The 19002-nt window shown below is 48.7% G+C and carries 18 protein-coding genes; 9 read left to right on the plus strand and 9 right to left on the minus strand.

All coding sequences use genetic code 11. The features are described from left to right. The 6 genes from NC980_RS10325 to NC980_RS10350 all read right to left on the minus strand — a co-directional run bounded on the left by NC980_RS10325 (position 1) and on the right by NC980_RS10350 (position 6373). Positions 1 to 1311, minus strand: coding sequence for an aminopeptidase P N-terminal domain-containing protein (locus NC980_RS10325; protein ID WP_190379072.1), 1311 nt, complete (start codon positions 1309 to 1311; stop codon positions 1 to 3). An 88-nt stretch (positions 1312 to 1399) separates the two neighbouring features. After that, complete coding sequence (locus tag NC980_RS10330; protein WP_190379155.1) at positions 1400 to 2113, minus strand: WecB/TagA/CpsF family glycosyltransferase; 714 nt, start codon at positions 2111 to 2113, stop codon at positions 1400 to 1402. 123 nt (positions 2114 to 2236) lie between these two features. Beyond that, complete coding sequence (proB, locus tag NC980_RS10335) at positions 2237 to 3340, minus strand: glutamate 5-kinase (protein ID WP_190379073.1); 1104 nt, start codon at positions 3338 to 3340, stop codon at positions 2237 to 2239. Positions 3341 to 3385: 45 nt separating this feature from the next. Then, a complete protein-coding gene (locus NC980_RS10340; protein ID WP_190379156.1) occupies positions 3386 to 3961 on the minus strand; it encodes a hypothetical protein in 576 nt (191 codons plus the stop codon). A gap of 73 nt (positions 3962 to 4034) precedes the next feature. Continuing rightward, on the minus strand, positions 4035 to 5171 hold the full coding sequence (nspC, locus tag NC980_RS10345; RefSeq protein WP_190379074.1) for a carboxynorspermidine decarboxylase: 1137 nt from the start codon (positions 5169 to 5171) through the stop codon (positions 4035 to 4037). A gap of 2 nt (positions 5172 to 5173) precedes the next feature. Further along, entirely contained in the window at positions 5174 to 6373 is a 1200-nt protein-coding gene (locus tag NC980_RS10350; protein WP_190379075.1) for a saccharopine dehydrogenase family protein, read from the minus strand. Positions 6374 to 6737: 364 nt separating this feature from the next. Between NC980_RS10350 and NC980_RS10355 the strand changes: the two genes are divergently transcribed. From NC980_RS10355 to NC980_RS10365, 3 genes are all read left to right on the plus strand, one after another. Beyond that, positions 6738 to 8069 (plus strand): class I SAM-dependent methyltransferase, encoded by a 1332-nt coding sequence (locus tag NC980_RS10355; RefSeq protein ID WP_190379076.1) that lies wholly within the window; start codon positions 6738 to 6740, stop codon positions 8067 to 8069. A gap of 106 nt (positions 8070 to 8175) precedes the next feature. After that, entirely contained in the window at positions 8176 to 8712 is a 537-nt protein-coding gene (locus NC980_RS10360) for a type IV pilin-like G/H family protein (RefSeq protein WP_190379077.1), read from the plus strand. Between the two features lie 111 nt (positions 8713 to 8823). After that, on the plus strand, positions 8824 to 11049 hold the full coding sequence (locus tag NC980_RS10365) for an O-linked N-acetylglucosamine transferase, SPINDLY family protein (protein WP_242027168.1): 2226 nt from the start codon (positions 8824 to 8826) through the stop codon (positions 11047 to 11049). On the opposite strand, the gene NC980_RS10370 is transcribed toward NC980_RS10365, so the two are convergent. Both NC980_RS10370 and NC980_RS10375 read right to left on the minus strand, forming a co-directional pair. Further along, the gene (locus NC980_RS10370; RefSeq protein WP_190379078.1) at positions 11046 to 12014 is read right to left on the minus strand and encodes an FkbM family methyltransferase; all 969 of its coding nucleotides are present in this window, start codon (positions 12012 to 12014) and stop codon (positions 11046 to 11048) included. The genes NC980_RS10365 and NC980_RS10370 overlap by 4 nt on opposite strands. Before the next feature lie 11 nt (positions 12015 to 12025). Continuing rightward, a complete protein-coding gene (locus tag NC980_RS10375) occupies positions 12026 to 13540 on the minus strand; it encodes an FkbM family methyltransferase (protein ID WP_190379079.1) in 1515 nt (504 codons plus the stop codon). Positions 13541 to 13703: 163 nt separating this feature from the next. Here NC980_RS10375 and NC980_RS10380 point away from each other — a divergent pair, with 163 nt between their 5' ends. The 4 genes from NC980_RS10380 to NC980_RS10395 all read left to right on the plus strand — a co-directional run bounded on the left by NC980_RS10380 (position 13704) and on the right by NC980_RS10395 (position 16632). Continuing rightward, positions 13704 to 14027, plus strand: a complete 324-nt coding sequence (locus NC980_RS10380) for a nucleotidyltransferase domain-containing protein (protein WP_190379080.1) — start codon at positions 13704 to 13706, stop codon at positions 14025 to 14027. Further along, positions 14024 to 14398, plus strand: coding sequence for a HEPN domain-containing protein (locus tag NC980_RS10385; RefSeq protein ID WP_190379081.1), 375 nt, complete (start codon positions 14024 to 14026; stop codon positions 14396 to 14398). The genes NC980_RS10380 and NC980_RS10385 overlap by 4 nt, the downstream gene beginning before the upstream one ends. A 104-nt stretch (positions 14399 to 14502) precedes the next feature. Continuing rightward, positions 14503 to 15219: a 6-phosphogluconolactonase gene (gene pgl / locus NC980_RS10390; protein WP_190379082.1), complete on the plus strand. Its 717-nt coding sequence runs from the start codon at positions 14503 to 14505 to the stop codon at positions 15217 to 15219. 90 nt (positions 15220 to 15309) lie between these two features. Further along, the gene (locus NC980_RS10395) at positions 15310 to 16632 is read left to right on the plus strand and encodes an ABC transporter substrate-binding protein (RefSeq protein WP_190379083.1); all 1323 of its coding nucleotides are present in this window, start codon (positions 15310 to 15312) and stop codon (positions 16630 to 16632) included. Positions 16633 to 16692: 60 nt separating this feature from the next. On the opposite strand, the gene NC980_RS10400 is transcribed toward NC980_RS10395, so the two are convergent. After that, positions 16693 to 17898, minus strand: a complete 1206-nt coding sequence (locus tag NC980_RS10400; protein WP_190379084.1) for a phosphoglycerate kinase — start codon at positions 17896 to 17898, stop codon at positions 16693 to 16695. A gap of 114 nt (positions 17899 to 18012) precedes the next feature. Between NC980_RS10400 and NC980_RS10405 the strand changes: the two genes are divergently transcribed. Then, positions 18013 to 18411, plus strand: a complete 399-nt coding sequence (locus NC980_RS10405; RefSeq protein ID WP_190379085.1) for a universal stress protein — start codon at positions 18013 to 18015, stop codon at positions 18409 to 18411. Positions 18412 to 18414: 3 nt separating this feature from the next. Next, entirely contained in the window at positions 18415 to 18999 is a 585-nt protein-coding gene (locus tag NC980_RS10410; RefSeq protein WP_190379086.1) for a Uma2 family endonuclease, read from the plus strand. The last annotated feature ends 3 nt before the right edge of the window (positions 19000 to 19002 follow it).

A 19002-nucleotide genomic window follows, 5' to 3' on the forward strand; every position in this document is an offset into this window, starting at 1 on the left:
TTATCGCTCCATTGCTTCAATTGATTTCGGAACGGCTGCCGTGAGAACTTCATTTCCGGTTTCTGTCACCAACACATCATCCTCAATCCGAATGCCAATGCCGCGCCAGCGATCGCTGACTTCGGGCTGTCCTTCTAAGGGTTGGAAGTCCGATCTGATATAAATTCCGGGTTCTACGGTCACGACTTGCCCTGACTGGAAGTTTAGCCAGTTTTCGCCAACCTTCCGCGCTCCGGCATCATGCACATCTAACCCCAACCAATGCCCAGTACCGTGCATGAAGAAGGCTTTGTATTTCTCTTCTTTGATAACTTCTTCGATCTCACCTTGCAGCAAGCCCAGCTCTAATAAGCCTTCGGTGATCACTCGAACGGCGGCATCATGAAATTGATTCCAAGGATTTCCGGGTTTGACTTGCTCGATCGCAGCCAGTTGCGCTTTCAATACCAACTCATACAAAATGCGCTGTTCTTCGGTGAACTTCTCTCCCACGGGGAAAGTCCGAGTGATATCTGAGTTGTAGTAGTTATACGAACATCCCGCATCAATTAGAAGCAATTCACCCTGTTGCATTTGGCGATCGTTCTCGGTGTAGTGCAGAATGCAGGAATTGTGACCTGAAGCGACGATCGACGGGTAAGCAATTCCCTGTCCTCCCCTAAGCCGGAAGAGATGCTCCATCTGCGCTTGAATTTCATACTCATACAGTCCAGGCTTGCGAAGCTCTAGCGCCAAATTATGAGCTTCCGCTGCAATTTCTACCGCCCGTCGCATTTCTGAAAGTTCATGTTCGCTCTTGACCAACCGCATCGGATGCAGCGTGAAGCTTGGATCTTCGATCGCAGTCGGGCCAAATCCATTCCGTTCATGTAGAGCAATACAGCGCTGCCACAAACGAATGATGCGATCGTTAAAGGCGCGATCGCGTCCAAAGTGATAATAAATTCGCTCTGCTTTAGTGACATACTGCGCCACCTTCTCATCCAATTCTGTGATCGGATAAGCTTCATCGGCTCCATACTTTTCTTTTGCCGCATCTACTCCAACTCGATAGCCCGTCCAAGTTTCTTTATCGCGATCCTTGGGTTGCACAAACAGAATAAACTTATGTTCTTCATGCCAAGGTGCAAATACCGCAACCGCATCTGCTTCGTTAAATCCGGTGAGGTAGAAAAAATCGCTGTCCTGGCGAAAATTGTATTCCACATCATTGTGCATCACCGCCAGCGGCGCACTGCGGAAAATTGCGGTTCCGTTACCGATTTTGGACATAAAGCGATCGCGTCGCTGCTTGAATTCGGGATGGAGCATGAATCTAAACTATGAAGGATACAAAGAAGGAGGGATATCCCCCTTCAGCCTTCATTCTATGCCGTTACACATCCTCGATTCGGTGCATTTATCCGCTTACGGGATTGCGCTTTGTCAAGCGATACATGACCGATCGCAAAACAAACTTTGGAAGCGCCATCATTCGCTTCCAGCGCCAGGGTTCCTGATACAGTCGATACGACCACTCTAAATGATTGTCGCAGAGCCATTGAGGAGCGCGATTTTTTGTGCCTGCCCAAACATCGAAACTGCCGCCGACTCCAACCCAAACGGAATTCGGGCAAAGATGACGATGCTGTGCGATCCACAACTCTTGGCGAGGCACACCCAACCCCACGTAGATCAAACGCGGTTGTAGCGTTTTGAGTCTGTGTAGAAACTCCATTTCGTCTTCGGACTTGAGATAGCCGTTTTGCACTCCGACGATCGAAATTCCTGGAATCTTTTGTCGCCAATTTTGCGCCGCAGTCTCAGCCACACCCGGCGCACCGCCGAAGAAGAAAATTGACCAAGGCTCTCTAAATTGGGTCGATCGCTCCAGTAAAGTCTGTGCCAGTTCAATTCCCGGAACTCGCTGGATGCGCTTGCCGTGAAGCCGTCCATACAGCACAATCCCTGATCCATCTGGAATCACCAGTTCAGCTTGATGAATTGTCCTTGCCAGTGCCGGAGTTTGCTCTGCCTGCATCGTCATCTCGGCGTTTAGCGTGATCACATGACAACCCAAACGTTGCTCGATCCGCTCACTCAGCCAGCGATCGTAGCTGCTTAATAGGTGCATCGGTAGCCCTAGAACTGGAAAGGACTGCACAGATTCAGAATAGGTCACTTGAGTCACAGGTCTCCTCGGCAGGGGTGATTCGGGATTGAGGGGTTATTCGGGATTGAATTGTAGCAGGGGCGATCACGAAAGGACAAGATTATCACGATGTACAACGGTTTCTTCGCCCACATAGCCGAGAATCTTTGCAACTTCGTCAGATTGACGACCCCGGATCTTTTCGAGTTCGTCACTGTTGTAGTTGACGATGCCCCGCGCAATCTCGACACCGGAGCGATCGCAGATTTTGACGGCGTTCTGACTATCGAACTCGCCTTCGACTTGAATAATTCCGGCAGCTAAGAGCGATCGTCCGGATGTCCGAATCGCTTTCACTGCGCCTTCATCGAGATACAACTGTCCAACGGGAACAAGACCATGAGCGATCCAGCGTTGACGGGCATTAAACGGACGCGGTTGCGGTTCAAATTGAGTGCCGATTAATTCACCCGAAAGAATCTTCAGTAGGTTTTGCGGCGATCGACCCTGGGTAATCACCGTTCTCACGCCTGCTCCCGTGGCAATTCGAGCGGCTTCGATCTTCGTGACCATGCCCCCTGTGCCCCATTGCGTCCCGGAGCTTCCGGTTTGTACCTGTGCAAGTTCATCGATATGTTTGACGATCGTAATCGGTTGAGCATCAGGATTGCTGCGGGGATCGGCAGAGTATAAGCGATCGACATCCGTGAGCAAAAACAACCAATCCGCATCGACCACGCTTGCCACCAGTGCGGAGAGTGTATCGTTATCGCCAAACTTCAATTCATCGGTAGCAACCGTATCGTTTTCATTGACGATCGGAATGACCCCCAAATTGAGCAATTCTTGAAACGTGCGGAGGATATTCACGTATCGGCTACGTTGAATCAAATCTCCACGAGTTAGCAGCACTTGCGCGATCGGTTGTTGCAGCGCTGTGAAAAAGTCATCATAAATCCGCATCAATCGCCCTTGACCGACTGCAGCAACCGCTTGCTTAAGAGACATAGATCGCGGACGTTCGACCAAGCCTAATCGCGAGCATCCGACCCCGACCGCACCGGACGACACCAGCACCACGCGATGTCCTTGTCGGCGCAGCTGACTTAAAACTTCCACCAAAGCCGCGATCGTCGCCAATGCAAGCTGTCCCGACTCTGGCTGAGTCAGGCTCGAAGTCCCGATTTTCACAACAATCGTCTGAACCATGAATCAAACTGTAAACCGCTTGATTATCGTATCAAGTCGATCGCGCTAATCTGGCATCGCAAAGCCTGTTCTTGGGTCGCGAATATACAAGCCCAACACCAGCGAATTCATCACTTCATCCCAAACAGGCGTGAGCTTTTCTGCTTGATCTGCCCAGTAATCAAACGTGATCAGACATTGAATCTTTGAGCCAAGACCGACACAAATCCGGGAATAGGCTTCGCGATTTTCGTTCGGATCGATGAACTTAATTTGTATCCAGGCAATTCGAGCAGTTTGGCGTTTTAGCGTGGCAACTTCGCTTTGCTCGATCACATCGCGCCGGTCTTCGATCGCAATCTTTTTTACGGTATGCGCGAGTGGAAACAAGCTCCAATCGTTTTCGGGCAGATGGTTGTAAGAAACTTCCAGCCGACAGTCATCGTTTGGCGGTGGCGCGTCATGGAAGCAAAAAGATTTTTCATCGGGTTCAAAATGCCAATCTTGCGGCACATCAAATCGTACGGCACCCCGCCCTGCCACAAAAATTTTGTAGCCAGGTTTGGAGTTCCAGCCGTGATTGTCGCTCATTTGCAGCGTTTCTTTGATCCACTCTGGCTTGCCTTTTTTGCGTTTAGACATAAAGAAACCACGATCGTGCCAAATCACATCGTAAAACATGATTTTCACGATCGCGGTTGATCTTCTGCAATCTTCACCCAACTCTGGAGCGGTAATCTTCGTAGCCAAACTGCCGCCACAGTTCAAACGATCCATCTCGCTTGAGGCAGCCGATCGCGGGGTGAGCTACTCCGTTGAACATCGTGGTTTTAACCATCGTGTAGTGCATCATGTCTTCAAACACAATGCGATCGTCGATGGAGAGGGGTTGATCGAACTGATAATCTCCGAGGAAATCCCCAGCTAAACAGCTTGATCCACCCAAGCGATACCCGACTTTTCCAGCTTCCAGCACCGAAGCACCGACAATTGCAGGCTGATACGGCATCTCTAAGCAGTCAGGCATATGAGCGCTAAATGACACATCTAGCATGACGTGCGTCAGATCCTGAACCGGAATCAAATCTAGAACCGTACTTAATAGGAATCCGGTTTGCCAGACGATCGCAGAGCCCGGCTCTAAGTACAACTGCAAATGCGGATAGCGATCGTGAAATGCAGAAAGCACTGCGATCGCATGATCCACCTCATAAGTTTCATGCGTCATCAAATGCCCGCCGCCCAGATTCAACCATTGAATCTGAGGGAGCAAATGACCATAGTGTTGCTCGATCTGATGCAGAGTCTTTTCTAACGCAAAAGAATCGCTTTCACAGAGATTGTGCGATAGAAAGCCACTGATGCCATCGGGTAAGCGATCGCCCAATTGCTCCGGCAAAACTCCTAAACGTGATCCAGGCTGACAGGGGTTATAAAGTGCAGTTTTGACCGGGGAATACAACGGATTAATCCGCAGCCCGATCGATGTAGACCCTGCCAACGATCGCGATCTTTCCCACTGGCTTAATGAATTAAACGTCAGATGAGAAGCACGATCGAACAATTCCGGCAAATCCTGATCGCGATAGGCAGGCGAGTAAACGTGCAAGGCACCGCCAAACTCTTCTGCTGCTAACCGAGCTTCCCAGAGCGAACTTGCCGAAGCACCCGAAAGAGACTTCCGAATCATCGGAAAACTATGAAACAGTGCATACCCCTTCAGCGCCAGTAGCACTTTCACGGGAGCCGATCGCTGGACTCGCTCAAACACTTGTAAATTGCGCTCAAGCCGCGCTTCATCCAGCACAAAGCAAGGCGACGGAATCGTCGCCAAAGTTGCATTGTTAATCATTGCTACACCTCTGCAAATGGCGAAGGATGACCAATCACTTCATGCCACGGCAAACCGAGCGATCCGATTCGTTGCATAAAGGGATCAGGATCAAGCTGCTCGACATTAAACACTCCTGGTTTTTGCCAAGCGCCGTTTACTACCATCAAGGCTCCGAGCGCCGCCGGAACTCCTGTCGTGTAAGAAATGGCTTGCGCTCCGACTTCTTGGTAAGCCTTAGCGTGATCGCAGTTGTTGTAAATATAATACTGCTGCGGTTTGCCGTTTTTGATGCCGCGCAGATGACAGCCGATCGAAGTTTGCCCCGTGTAGTTTGCTGCTAGGGAAGACGGATCAGGCAGAAGCTTTTTCAGCAGCTTTAACGGAATCACGGGTGTTCCTTCGTAATCGATCGGATCAATCCGCGTCAAACCCAAGTTTTGCAGCACATCGAGATAAGTGAGATAGGTCTGGGAAAAGGTCATCCAGAACCGCGCTCGCTTCAAGGTTGGAATATGTTTGACCAGCGATTCAAGTTCTTCGTGATAGAGCAAGTACGACTCACGATCGCCAATCTCCGGATACTCGATTGACTGGTGCATCGACAACGGCGGTACCGTGACCCATTCGCCTTTTTCGTAGTAGCGTCCGGGTTGCGTAATCTCGCGAATATTGATTTCTGGGTTGAAGTTCGTTGCAAAGGCGCGACCATGGCTCCCAGCATTGCAATCCACGATATCGAGTTCGTGAATCTCATCAAAATGATGTTTGAGCGCATGGGCGGTAAAGATGCCCGTCACACCGGGATCAAAACCGCAGCCGAGAATGGCGGTTAGTCCAGCCTCAAAAAAGCGCTCTTGGTACGCCCACTGCCAGCGATATTCAAATTTGGGATTGTCGGGAGGCTCGTAATTTGCCGTATCGAGATAGTGTACGCCTGCTTGCAGACACGCATCCATCAGCGCTAGATCTTGATAGGGCAAAGCCACGTTAATCAGAATATCGGGGCGAAACGCCTCCAGCAGCTTTAAGGTTTGGGGCACGTCATCCGCATCGAGTTGTGCGGTCTGAATGGGCTTTGTAGAAATACTCTGAGCAATCTGATTACATCGCTCTAGAGTCCGGCTGGCGAGTAGGATTTCATCAAACTCTTCCAGTGCAGCAAGTTTGTGAGTAACAACGCGGCTCACCCCACCCGCTCCAACGACCATCACTCGTGCCATTTTTTCTCCTTAAATTAAGTCGGTTTTGGGAGTGCTATCAGTTCCCCTAATCAGGTCAGACACATCATTATGCCATGTGATTTTGTTGGATGTGGAATTTGTCCGATGCAAAGCCGGAAAATATTGCTGTGGATTTAGTCCTCTCGGCGATCGTTGTAGTCAGGGTCTATATTCGACGGGGCGATGACGATCGTTCACAATGACGGAGAAATTGCGCTTTGTCTGCACTGGAACAGCAAATTCTCCTAAATAATTTTCTCGTCGACCGAATTAAGCCGTAGCTTCACGGAGGTTAATCTCAACTTCACGGGCATATTGGAAGAAATTTTTTCTCAGTGCCCATCCAAGAAAGCCGACCCAAGCCATGAGCAAAGCATCTCCGGAAAAATTAGAGAAGATTCGGCAGCAGTTTGAGTTTGAGCCTTATCCGAAAACGTCGATCGACTACTCACCGAAAGACAACGCTGAGTTGATGTTCATTCACAATTTGGTGACACCTTACTATCTGCGCGATCGGATGGTGATTGATCCGAAGAATGCCATCATCTTAGATGCAGGCTGTGGAACGGGGAGTAAGTGTCTGGCGCTAGCTCAAGCGAATCCTGGTGCAAAGATTGTCGGAATTGATTTATCTGAACGATCGGTGGAGTTTGCTAGAAAGCGCATGGAGTATCACGGCATCGAGAATGCAGAGTTCTATGCAATAGGGATTGAAGATTTACCGCAGCTTGGGCTTGAGTTTGACTATATCAATTGTGATGAGGTGCTGTATCTGTTTGCAGATATTGCCGATGGACTCCGAGCAATGAGGTCGGTGCTAAAGCCTCAAGGCATTATTCGCAGCAATTTGCACAGCGAGCTTCAGCGATATCTGTATTTTCGAGCGCAGAAGCTGTTTCAGTTAATGGGATTGATGGATCATAATCCAGAAGACTTAGAAATTGAGCTTGCAGTCGATACGCTCAAAGCGCTCAAGCCCAATGTTCAATTGAAGCGAACACTCCGCAGTAATCCAGATGAAAACCGCAATGAGTGGGTTCTGATGAATCTGCTTTTTCAGGAAGATAAGGGCTATACGATTCCAGATCTGTTTGATGGGCTGCGACGCGCTGGGCTGGAGTTTATCAGCATGGTGAACTGGCAGCGGTGGAATTTGATGTCATTGTTTGAGAAGCCCGATGATTTGCCGTCTTTTTTGGCAATGAGCTTACCTGGATGTTCAATTGAGCAGCAGCTTCATCTCTATGAGCTATTCAATGCGGAACATCGATTGTTAGATTTTTGGTGTGGTCATTCGGGTCAAGCAAAGCCAAAACTATCACTCGATGATTGGGAGATTGCAGATTGGAAAGCAACAACGGTGCATCTGCATCCCCAGTTGAATACTTCAGAAGTGCGCGAGAGCTTAGAGCGATCGATCAAACAACAAGCCCCGATGTTGATTACGCGCTATCTGACGAGTTCGGTTCCTGAAGGCGTGAACTTCTTTGTGGATAGCACGATCGCAGCCACACTATTGCCGCTCTGGGATAGTCCACAACCGTTTACTGCATTAGCCGATCGCTATTTGAAGCTGAAACCCGTCGATTCGATGACGCTAGAACCTGTTTCAGTCAGTAGCGCGATCGAACAGTTAACCCTGGCGATGCAAGATCTTGAATCCTATCTCTATCTTCTACTGGAGTCGTCGGACTAACCTCCAATTTTTTTGATGCGTGATATGAAATGCGATCGCGCTGGGCAGATTAGATTCAGGCGTTAGAAGTTCAAACAAACCGCACCTTAAAGGAGAAACGTCTCTCATGAAATCTGAATTGAAGGCAAAATTCCTCAGCCACTTGGTCTCGAAAAAAAGAGAAGGTGGTTTCACCCTGATTGAATTGCTCGTTGTAATCATCATCATCGGTATTCTGTCCGCGATCGCACTTCCTTCGTTCTTGAACCAAGCAAACAAAGGTAAGCAATCTGAAGCGAAGCAGTATGTTGGTACATTGCTCCGCACTCAGCAAGCGTTTTACATGGAGAAGGGTAACTTTGCAAGTGACTTGACTACGTTATCGAAGCCCGTCGCTGCCGAGACTGAAAACTACAGCTACTCTACCAGTGGTGGCGATAAGACGGTCACTACCAGTTTGAGCCTTGGCACATCTAAATCGACTTCGCTTCGTTCCTATGGTGGAAGCGTGTTTTTGACAACAGACGCAACCACGAGCGAAACCAACACCACCGGAATCCTTTGTGAGAATAATGCCCCAGGAGTGACCGCAGTTGGACTTGGCACCGCTCCTAATGGCAATAATGCTGCTAGCTGCGCTAATGGCTCTTCATTAGTCAAGTAGTCTAACTTAAAGCTCAAATTGTTAAAGCTAAAAGTGGGTAGATTCTCTCTACTCACTTTTCTTTTTCTGCAATACCATGTTTCAAACTGCACCCAGCCGTTGATATCTTCTATGACAACTTTCATGCCCCCCGCTAGTTTGTCACCAGATTGGCAACAACAAGCAGCACACTACATCAACCAAGACAAGTTCGATCGAGCTACGGCTCTATATGAACAAGCCGTCGAAGCAGAGCCTTCTGAGTACTCTCACTACTGGTATTTGGGATTGCTTCTTTTGCTCCAAGGACAAGAAGAAGAAGCACAAACGACCTGGTTGTTTGCGCTATCAGAAATTGATTCGGATCAGATTGATGCTGCTGTTGCTGAACTGAGCCAAATTCTCCAGACCGAAGCAGAACAACGCAGCACAAAACAACAGCAAGCAACTGCTTGGGCAATTCGACAGCACCTTCGAGAACTCTGTCCCGGCGACATTGATAACTTGCTGTGGCTCGTTTTGCTCTCGATCGACCTCAACCTTTTAACAGACTCATTTCTCGAAGAAATCGGGCTAATTCAGAAACTTGCGGAGCCTGAAGCAGAATTTTCGCCTGAACATCTCCTGCACGTCTTTGATAAACTTCTGAAGATTGCTCCAGCCTCTAACTCACTGCTTGAGTTTGCAGAAGTTGCAATTATGAAGTTGCAGGACACACCTGGGTTAGCCGGATCTATCGTGGATGGACTACTTCGCTTCGGATTCACGACGTTTAATTACGCATTTGCTATCAAGCTTGCAGAATTTACGCTCAGAATTGATCCGACCCAGCCAGAAATTCTGGGCTTACTTGCGTCACTTCATCAGAACTCAGGAAACCACAACCAAGGGGTTGAAATTGCGAAATTAAGATATGAATCCTCAGACAGCTTAATTGAGCAAGTTTATTCCAACAGTTTAATCTTGCGTGGACTCCTTGGAGCGGGTGGACGTTGGCAAGAAGCCGTTCAAGTTGCTCAGCATCACTTCACTTTGTTAGAAGCAGTGGTAGAGCAGCAGCCCCCTAATCTAGTACCTTTTCAATTGACCCGACTGCTCAATTCAGCCTTTTATCTTGTTTATCTACAAGACCAACCCAAACAATGGAGAACCCTAGAGAACCAGGTTCTGAAGTTCGCTCAATCTGAAATTCAGCGTCATGCCGCATCGATTGGAAAACAGTACATTCATCAAAAGCGCGATCGCACAGGTCAACGCTTGAAAGTGGGCTATCTCTCTCACTGCATGGCAACGCATTCTGTCGGTTGGTTAGCGCGATGGTTATTCCAGCATCACGATCCTGAGCAAGTCGAAGTTCATGGATATTTTCTTGGATACCGAGAGATGTACGACCCGTTACAGGCTTGGTTTGCTGATGCAGTAGACTATGCTCACAAGTACCATGCGTATAAAGAGGAAACCTATCTAGAAATCGCAGACCAAATCTATCAAGATGAGATTGATGTTCTAATTGATCTAGATAGCATCACGCTGGATATAAGCTGTCAGGTTCTCTCTCTCAAGCCTGCCCCGATTCAGGTGACTTGGTTGGGTTGGGATGCGTCTGGTTTACCCACGATCGACTACTTCATCGCTGATCCCTATGTCCTTCCCGACGATGCACAGGGCTACTACAGCGAAAAATTTTGGCGATTGCCTCAAACCTACGTTGCCGTAGACGGATTTGAAGTCGATCCTCCAACGCTACGCCGCGAAGACCTCGGCATTCCTCAAGATGCGATCGTATTTCTCAGTGCTCAGCGAGGCTACAAACGCCATGAGGAGCATGTCAGATCTCAGTTAAGAATCATCAAGCAAGTTCCGAATAGCTACTTGTTAATCAAAGGGCTATCGGATGCGAACTCAGTGCAAGAATGCTTTTTCAAGCTTGCCGAAGCAGAAGGCGTATCCGCTAATCAACTGCGATTCCTCAAGGGCGATCCTTCGAGCGAAACCCATCGCGCTAACTTACAAATTGCCGATGTCGTTCTCGACACTTTCCCCTACAACGGCGCAACGACCACCCTCGAAACACTCTGGCTGGGAGTTCCGATCGTTACCCGCGTGGGCGAACAATTCGCTGCCCGCAACAGCTACACAATGCTAAAAAATGCGGGTATCACCGAAGGCATTGCTTGGACAGATGAAGAATACATCGAATGGGGCGTGAAGCTGGGAACCGATGCAGCCCTTCGCCAGAAAATTCACTGGGACTTAATGCGATCGCGTCAAACAGCGCCACTTTGGAATGCGAAAGCCTTTACTCGACAAATGGAAGCTGCCTATTTGGAAATGTGGCAAACCTATACAGAAGGCTAAGATTGGATAGCCCTCCAAGTCTCCAGTTCAGCAATCAAAGCCATTGCTCCTGGAGACTGACCTAACTCTGGCATCTGGTTCAAAACTGTAAGAATAGTATTTTCAAAATCAAACTTAGAATCTTTTCCATGCTTCAAAGTGAGTGTCTTTAGAAGTTCGAGGGCAAAATCCGTGAACTGCAAAGCATCTGCAATACAGGCAAGTTTGAAGATTTGGTCGGGTGTTTTGAATTGCTCTGGCGTGTTCTCAGCAAACGGATCACGAAGATAAATTGCATCGCCCCACAATAATTGTCCAGGACGATTAATTGACCGGATGGGCGATCTTGCAATCTGCGCCTTCGATACATCAAACAACGTAAACCCTTGCCGTCTCAGAAAAGCATCCACATCTGCAAATAAAGGCTGATTCTCGTAGAGCGGCGAAAATTCAACCTCTGCTTGAACTACTAGAACACTCTGATTCAGAATCTGAACTGCACCTTCCAAAACCTGAAGTTCTGCACCCTGAACATCAATCTGCAAAAAATCAATTTCGTCGATCGACTCTGCTTGGCAAAAAGTATCCAGCGTTGTCGTTTCGACTTCTGTAGTGTGGTCTAAATTGACCAGAGCAGGCAAACCGGAAAAATGCTGAAGTAGTTCTTCGTTCGGGCGATATAGAGAGCTGCACATTGGATTTTTAGTCACATACAGCGTTGCAGTTCCCGATTCTTTTGCAAGCGCGATCGGAATGTGAAATTCACTCCAATCTGCTTCTCGTGCTTCAAACTCTAAATTCGCAGCCTCACAAGCCTCTGGATCAGCATCAAATCCATAGATGGTCAGATTCGGGGCAAAGACCCGCCAGGCTTGCCTTGCATAGTCATCTTGTGCGCTCACTTTTCTCGATCCAACATTACAGATACTGAGGTGAATGCGATCAAGCAATCCGTTCTGCTTAAGAGCATTGAGAAAAATCGGCATAGTGTAATTCCTTAATGAGGTAGTGCAATCACATTCAGATTGCCTTGCAGATCATCGAGTGTCTCTACGGCAACTAACTCTTGAACAAACGGTTGATACCAGAACAGTCGATAGTTCTTCGCGATGAGATATTCTGCAACGGGTAAGTTCGTTGTCTTACTGCCTGCAATATTCTCATAAAGAATGGTCGGTCTAAACTCGGACAAAATGCGATCGCTTCCTTTGAGGACTTGCATTTCATGACCTTCAGCATCAATTTTGAGAAAATCAACTCGATTGATTTGTTCTGTTTCAATCAAACTATCCAAAGTAAAGCATTTAATGACTTCAGCGTTCTCGGTGTCACTTTCTGCTTCAATCACTTCATTCAGTTCGCTTGCACTTTGCAGAGAAAGCTTTGCAGTTCCTACTCGATCGCTAGCCGCTCCAGCACAGATTCGTACCTGAGAAAAATCATTAATTCGGCGTGTTTCTTCTAAGCAGCGAACACAGCCCGAAAACGGTTCAACCGCAATCACACACCCTGTTTTTCCCACTCGATCAGCCGCGCTAAACGTATACACTCCAACATTTGCGCCCACATCAATCACCGTCATTCCAGCCTGAATCTGCGATCGCCAAAACTCCATTTCTTTCTCAAACCAGTCACCCTCAGCAATTAACACGCTTGTCACAATGCTCCGAAAGCTGGCTTCAACCGCAAGCACACTGTTCTCAAACGGTAAATAGGTAATGTCATTGTCGATCGAGGTATCAACCCATCGCCAAGCATTCATTTTGTCCGATCGCAGAGTTTGAGCGATTTCTAACCAGCGCGTTGCACTTTTAGGCTGTCTCAACTCCCGGTAAGCCAGGAAAAGCGCCTGTAAAACCTGTGGATGTGTGGGATCAAGCTGCTTGGCTTGATATAAAGCAGCTAAACCTTCCCATCGGAAATTGATAAAAGAGGCAACTCCTAATTTCAGAGCCGTCGAGCGGTTTGGGGGCAAAACCTGAGTTGATAAATTGAGGAATCGTAGTCCAGGACTGTTATAAAAAACAAGCTGCGATTGCTGCAAGACTACACTCAATAGACACAGTGCCTGCATTTTTCCGGTATCAGCTCGTAGAACGGTTTCTAGCAGTGATCGCTCTGGCAGATAGACCGCTCCCATTGCGAATGAATCCGCTTCAAGGGTTTGAATAAACGTTGAAAAGGCAAGATTAATTGCTTCGGATGTATTCCCAACCAAACACTGAATCAAGGCAAAATGGGCTGCACAGAGCGGATGTTCCTGAATCACTGGACTCAATAGCTCGATCGCGGTATCCAGCAAGACTCCTCGAAAGGGTGGGTCGCACTGCTCTGCCTCAATTAAAGCTGCAATCGCTACATTATTGCGCTCTAAGGCTGATTGGGGCTGCTCCGCCTCTGTCCCTTCTAATCCTTGCTGAATGCTCTGCCGAATCTTTGGCTGCAATACAATCGCGTGATGCTCAAGATATTGGGAGTAGCGTTCGCAAAGCGAGAAAACTTGCTGAACCATAAAATTTCGATCAAGATTTTCTTGTTTATCTCTTATATCACCGATATCAAAGATCAAACGATTTTTTGGTTTCACTGTCGATCGAGCAATTCAAATTGTCACTGGCTGCTTCTCGATTGATTGCTCTTCTAAAATTGGGATACAGTTCGCGATCGCGTCCTCTATGACTCACCCCGACTTGCCAGAAATTTTGTCGAAACTGCGGGACTATTTGCAGCAGGAGTATGGAGATCAATTAGCTCATATTGTTCTCTATGGCTCACAAGCCCGAAAAGAAGCAACTGAGCAATCAGATATTGATATCCTCGTTGTACTGAAAGCGCCCTTAAATGTGGTGCAAGAAATCCAGCGAACCAGCGAGTTTGTGAGCGATCTTTGTCTAGAAAACACAGTCTTAGTCTCTTTGGGATTCGCATCGCTCGATCGCTTTAAGCAGGAAAAAACTCCATTTTTCCTGAATGTACGTCGTGAAGGGATTTTAGTATGACCCCTGAGCAGCAAAAACTTCTGCAAAAAGCCGATCGTGGTCTTCAGGCTGTTAGGTTGCTTCAGCAGCAGGAATTGTTTGAGTTTGCGATCACGCGAGCTTACTACACGATGTTCTATGCTGCTGAAGCAATGCTCATTGGGAGAGGACTGTCTTTCTCAACCCATTCCGGTGTGCTATCTGCCTTTGGCAAGCAATTTGTTCGATCCGGTGAAGTTCCAAAAGAGTTTCATCAAGCCCTAATTACGGCAGAACAAGCTCGAATTCAAGGCGATTACGACATTGACGAGGCATTCAGTGAAGCAGACGCGATTCGACAACTTCAGCAAGCAGAAGCGTTTCTTGAAATGGCAAAAAGTCAAATCGGCTGATTGAACTCAAATTTCTTACATCGATCTTTACATCGATCTAAAGACAGCAGAGATCTGAAAATTCTTCCTTTATCCTGACGAAGAAGAATTGTGAAATTGCTCCGATGAATCCACAGATTGAAATCCTCGCTGATCTAAATGCGCTCGTCGATCGCGCCCTCGAACTCGTGGTCGAAAACCTCCACACTGCGATCGCAACTCGCAACACTGCCATGATCGCGCTTTCCGGCGGTAGCACGCCCAAACCGCTCTACGAAAAACTAGCGCAGCAAAATCTTCCTTGGGATAAGCTCCACATCTTTTGGGGTGACGAACGCTATGTTCCGGCAGATCATCCTGACAGCAATCAACGCATGGCGCGTTTGGCTTGGCTGGATAAAGTGCCGATTCCCCCTGCAAATATTCATCCGATGCCAACCGATGACGCTGCTCCGGCGATCGCCGCTCAAAAACACGAAGCTGAACTGCAAACCTTTTTCAACGCCAAGCCAGGAGAATTTCCCGCTTTCGATGTGATTTTGCTTGGTATCGGCGATGATGCTCACACGGCATCCCTGTTTCCTCATACCCCTGCTTTACAAGTGCGCGATCGTCTCATCACTGTGGGCGACAAAGATGGCAATCCCCGCATCACCTTCACCGCACCGCTAATCAATGCAGCACGGACCGTCATCTTCATGGTGGCGGGCGCAAGCAAATACAACGCCCTCACTCAGATTTTTGCCGACCAAGCAGATGAAAATACTTACCCTGCAAGACTGATCAAACCGCAAGGTGAACTCTGGTGGTTACTCGAACGATCGACGAATTTCAGTAAATAATGCTGAATTTCGGGAGTCTTGGGTTTAAGATCGGCTTCACTTAAGATCTACACTCGGATTTCTCGATCGTTCAAAGGAGTTGAACCTGCAATGAGTAACCTGGCTTCTCGCCCTAAACTTGGTCGCGCTCTGTCGCTGGCTGCCCTCACGCTCTCTGTGGGGTTACTTGCTGCCGCTTGCCAAGAATCCGCCCCACCTACCGGACAAGGCGGAACGGCATCACCTGCTGGCTCTGCCGCACCTGCTGGGGGCTTAAAAATCGGTTCGCTCCTGCCTTCAACGGGAGACCTCGCCTCAGTTGGACAGCAAATGGTCAACGCTGTCCCGATGCTGGTGGATGCCGTGAATCAGTGCGGTGGTGTCAACGGTCAACCTGTTACCCTTGTTAGAGTAGACGACCAAACCGATCCCGCCGCAGGTGCAGAAGGCATGACGCGATTGGCAGAACGGGAAAAAGTCGCGGGCGTTGTCGGCTCGTTCGCCAGTAGCGTTTCAACGGCTGCGATCCCGATCGCCGTTCGCAATAAAGTTGTCCTCATCTCTCCTGGAAGCACCAGTCCTGTATTCACTCAGCAAGCCAAAGAAGGCAAGTATCAAGGCTATTGGGCAAGAACTGCACCGCCCGACATCTATCAAGCGCAAGCGTTGGCAAAACTTGCCAGTGAGCGCAATCTGAAAACGGCTGGAACGATCGTGATCAACAACGATTACGGGGTTGGCTTTGAGCGCGAGTTTGTCAAATCGTTTGAAGCGCTGGGTGGCAAGGTGACGAACAAAGATAGACCGACTCGGTATGATCCGAAGGCGACGACCGTTGAAGCCGAAGCCGCCGCAGCTTTTGCCGGAAATCCACAAGTGGTCATGGCAGTGATGTATGCCGACACGGGCAGCTTGATTGCGAAATCTGCTTACGAACAAGGAAAAAGCCAGAATATGCAGTTTTTATTCACCGATGGCGTGTACTCGCAGGATTTCGTGGATAAAGTTGGCAAAGGACAGAACAACCGGTCGATCGTCGCCGGAGCGCTTGGAACCGTTCCGGGCGCGAGTGGTGCAGGGTTAGCTGCCTTTACCAAACTGTGGGAAGAAAAGCAAAAACGTCCGCTCGTGGCTTATGCGCCTCATGCGTGGGATGCCGCTGCGATTTTGGCATTAGCCGCGCAAGCTGCAAAGTCAAATACGGGCGAGGCGATGAAAGATAAGCTACGCGAGGTGACGAATGCACCCGGAGAAATGGTAACAAATGTGTGTAAGGGCTTAGAGCTGCTGCGTCAAGGAAAAGACATCAACTATCAAGGCGCGAGTGGGGATGTTGATATTGACGCAGCAGGCGATGTTGTCGGTAGTTACGATGTCTGGACAGTTGAACCGGATGGAAAGCTGAAGACGATCGGTAAAGTCAATCCGAGATAAAACACAACCCGTCGATCGCAAATAACTGCGATCGACGGGCTTGCTTAATTTCAGAAAACTCTATGCTTCATCGAGCGCTGCAATTCCCGGAAGTTCTTTGCCTTCGAGCAGTTCCAGACTTGCGCCACCGCCCGTCGAAATGTGGCTCATTTGACTTGCCACTCCGACTTTCTCAACGGCTGCAACCGAATCGCCACCGCCAATAATCGTCGCTGTACCTTTCGGGGTGAGTTCAGCTAAAGTGTGCGCGATCGCCTCAGTTCCTTTGGCGAATTTATCCATTTCAAACACGCCCATCGGCCCATTCCAGATCACGCTCTTGCAGTCAGCCAGAGCCGCTTGGAAGGTTTTCACAGAATCAGGGCCAATATCTAAGCCCATCCAGCCATCGGGGATATTTTCGACGCTCACGGTTTGAGTGTTGGCATCGGGCGCAAAGTTATCGGCAACCACAACATCAGTCGGCAGCAGCAGTTCAACGCCTTTCTCTTTCGCTTTCGCTTCCAAGGATTTCGCAAGTTCCAGCTTGTCTTCTTCTACCAACGATTTACCAACCGACAAGCCACGCGCTTTATAGAACGTGAACACCATACCGCCGCCGATCAGCAATTTGTCTACCTTATCGAGCAGGGTTTCGATTACGCCGATTTTGCTGGAAACTTTCGAGCCACCGACGATCGCTGCCAAGGGGCGCTGAGGATTTTCGATCGCGCTTTGCAGATATTGCAATTCTTTCTCGATCAGCAATCCCGCAACTGAGGGCTTGAGGAATCTGGTGACACCCTCGGTCGAAGCGTGGGCGCGGTGAGCGGTTCCAAACGCATCGTTGACGTATAAATCTGCAACCGAGGCTAATTTCTCAGCAAATGCCGGATCGTTCTTTTCTTCTTCCTTGTAGAATCGCACGTTCTCCAACAGCAGAACGTCTCCAGGCTGCATCGCATCGACTTTCGACTTGACCTCATCCCCGATACAGTCATCGGTCTTGACCACGGGCTTACCGAGCAGTTCTGAAAGTCTTTTTCCAACCGGGGTTAAGCGATATTTATCTTCGGGGCCATTTTTCGGACGACCGAAGTGACTGGATAAAATTACTTTTGCTCCTTTTGAGGTGAGCGCTTTGATCGTGGGCAATGCTGCGCGAATTCTCGTGTCATCGGTAATGTTCCCTTGATCATCCACAGGCACGTTGAAATCTGCCCGAACTAAAACACGCTTGCCTTGTAATTCGGCGGACGATAAATCATTGACAGTCTTTTTCGGCACGATCTTGGCTCCTAAATGAGTCTTTCTACCTATTTCTTATTTTTCCATTAATCGCGTCACCTATGATCGAAGTTTCTGTAATGCTGGAAATAAGTTGAGTCTGGATTTGAAATTATGTTTAAGACTGTATTGTTTCCGATCGATGAAAGCCGCGATTCCCGTCAAGCGGTTGAAACGGTCGCGGATGTCGTCAAAGTGCATCAAAGCCGCTTGATTCTGCTCTCGGTAGTGGAAACGATGAGCGATCATCCCGATGCGATGTCGTCTCCGACAGCCGTTGCGACACTGCTGGAAAGTGCCCGATCGCTCTTTTCGCAGCAGGGGATCGAAGTCGATGCGATCGAGCGCGAGGGCAAGCCTGCCTTTACCATTTGTGATGTCGCTGATGAGGTGGAAGCCGATTTGATTATCATGGGATGTCGGGGTCTCGGACTCACGACCGAAGGCGCATCCGATAGCGTCACCAATCGAGTGATCAGCCTTTCTCCCTGTCCTGTCCTAGTCGTTCCTTAACCGATGACTCAAGCCAAACCCAAATTTGCCACGTTTGAGGAGTACCTGGAATTCGATGACGGGACAGATAATCGCTATGAGCTGATCGATGGAGAATTATTCGCCTTGCCACCAGAATCTGAGCCGAATGATTTTATTCCTAACCTTCTTCTACTTAAACTTGTAGAGGCAGGAGTTCCACCTCGGTTAATTCGCCCTCATACCTGCGAAATCCAAGTTCCAGTGCTGCAAAGAGAAGATGCAGCAAACCGATATCCTGACTTGGTGATTCTAGATCAAGTTCACCTAGCTCTGACTCAGAAACGCCTTACGATCCTAATTGACGCACCGCCTCCTCAGCTTGTCGTTGAGGTACTCAGTCCTGGAAAAGCCAATCGCGATCGTGATCTCATCCGCAAACGCGCTCAATACGCCAAGCGGGGCATTCCTGAGTATTGGCTAATTGATCCCGAAAATCGATCCATCACGGTTCTGGCACTTCAAGGTGAGGAATACGCTGAAATCGGAACATTCCAGGACGATCGCTCGATCCGCTCCCTCCGATTTCCCCAACTCCAACTCACGCCCGCCCAACTCTTCGAGAATTAACTT

The sequence above is a fragment of the Leptolyngbya sp. AS-A5 genome (assembly GCF_039962495.1).
Lineage (GTDB): Bacteria > Cyanobacteriota > Cyanobacteriia > Leptolyngbyales > Leptolyngbyaceae > Leptolyngbya.

Bases quoted from the DNA above. Each gene is read 5' to 3' on its own strand.
- NC980_RS10325 (WP_190379072.1), bottom strand. From the start codon at position 1,311: ATGCTCCATCCCGAATTCAAGCAGCGACGCGATCGCTTTATGTCCAAA.
- NC980_RS10330 (WP_190379155.1), bottom strand. From the start codon at position 2,113: ATGCACCTATTAAGCAGCTACGATCGCTGGCTGAGTGAGCGGATCGAG.
- proB (WP_190379073.1), bottom strand. From the start codon at position 3,340: ATGGTTCAGACGATTGTTGTGAAAATCGGGACTTCGAGCCTGACTCAG.
- NC980_RS10340 (WP_190379156.1), bottom strand. From the start codon at position 3,961: ATGTCTAAACGCAAAAAAGGCAAGCCAGAGTGGATCAAAGAAACGCTG.
- nspC (WP_190379074.1), bottom strand. From the start codon at position 5,171: ATGATTAACAATGCAACTTTGGCGACGATTCCGTCGCCTTGCTTTGTG.
- NC980_RS10350 (WP_190379075.1), bottom strand. From the start codon at position 6,373: ATGGCACGAGTGATGGTCGTTGGAGCGGGTGGGGTGAGCCGCGTTGTT.
- NC980_RS10355 (WP_190379076.1), top strand. From the start codon at position 6,738: ATGAGCAAAGCATCTCCGGAAAAATTAGAGAAGATTCGGCAGCAGTTT.
- NC980_RS10360 (WP_190379077.1), top strand. From the start codon at position 8,176: ATGAAATCTGAATTGAAGGCAAAATTCCTCAGCCACTTGGTCTCGAAA.
- NC980_RS10365 (WP_242027168.1), top strand. From the start codon at position 8,824: ATGACAACTTTCATGCCCCCCGCTAGTTTGTCACCAGATTGGCAACAA.
- NC980_RS10370 (WP_190379078.1), bottom strand. From the start codon at position 12,014: ATGCCGATTTTTCTCAATGCTCTTAAGCAGAACGGATTGCTTGATCGC.
- NC980_RS10375 (WP_190379079.1), bottom strand. From the start codon at position 13,540: ATGGTTCAGCAAGTTTTCTCGCTTTGCGAACGCTACTCCCAATATCTT.
- NC980_RS10380 (WP_190379080.1), top strand. From the start codon at position 13,704: ATGACTCACCCCGACTTGCCAGAAATTTTGTCGAAACTGCGGGACTAT.
- NC980_RS10385 (WP_190379081.1), top strand. From the start codon at position 14,024: ATGACCCCTGAGCAGCAAAAACTTCTGCAAAAAGCCGATCGTGGTCTT.
- pgl (WP_190379082.1), top strand. From the start codon at position 14,503: ATGAATCCACAGATTGAAATCCTCGCTGATCTAAATGCGCTCGTCGAT.
- NC980_RS10395 (WP_190379083.1), top strand. From the start codon at position 15,310: ATGAGTAACCTGGCTTCTCGCCCTAAACTTGGTCGCGCTCTGTCGCTG.
- NC980_RS10405 (WP_190379085.1), top strand. From the start codon at position 18,013: ATGTTTAAGACTGTATTGTTTCCGATCGATGAAAGCCGCGATTCCCGT.
- NC980_RS10410 (WP_190379086.1), top strand. From the start codon at position 18,415: ATGACTCAAGCCAAACCCAAATTTGCCACGTTTGAGGAGTACCTGGAA.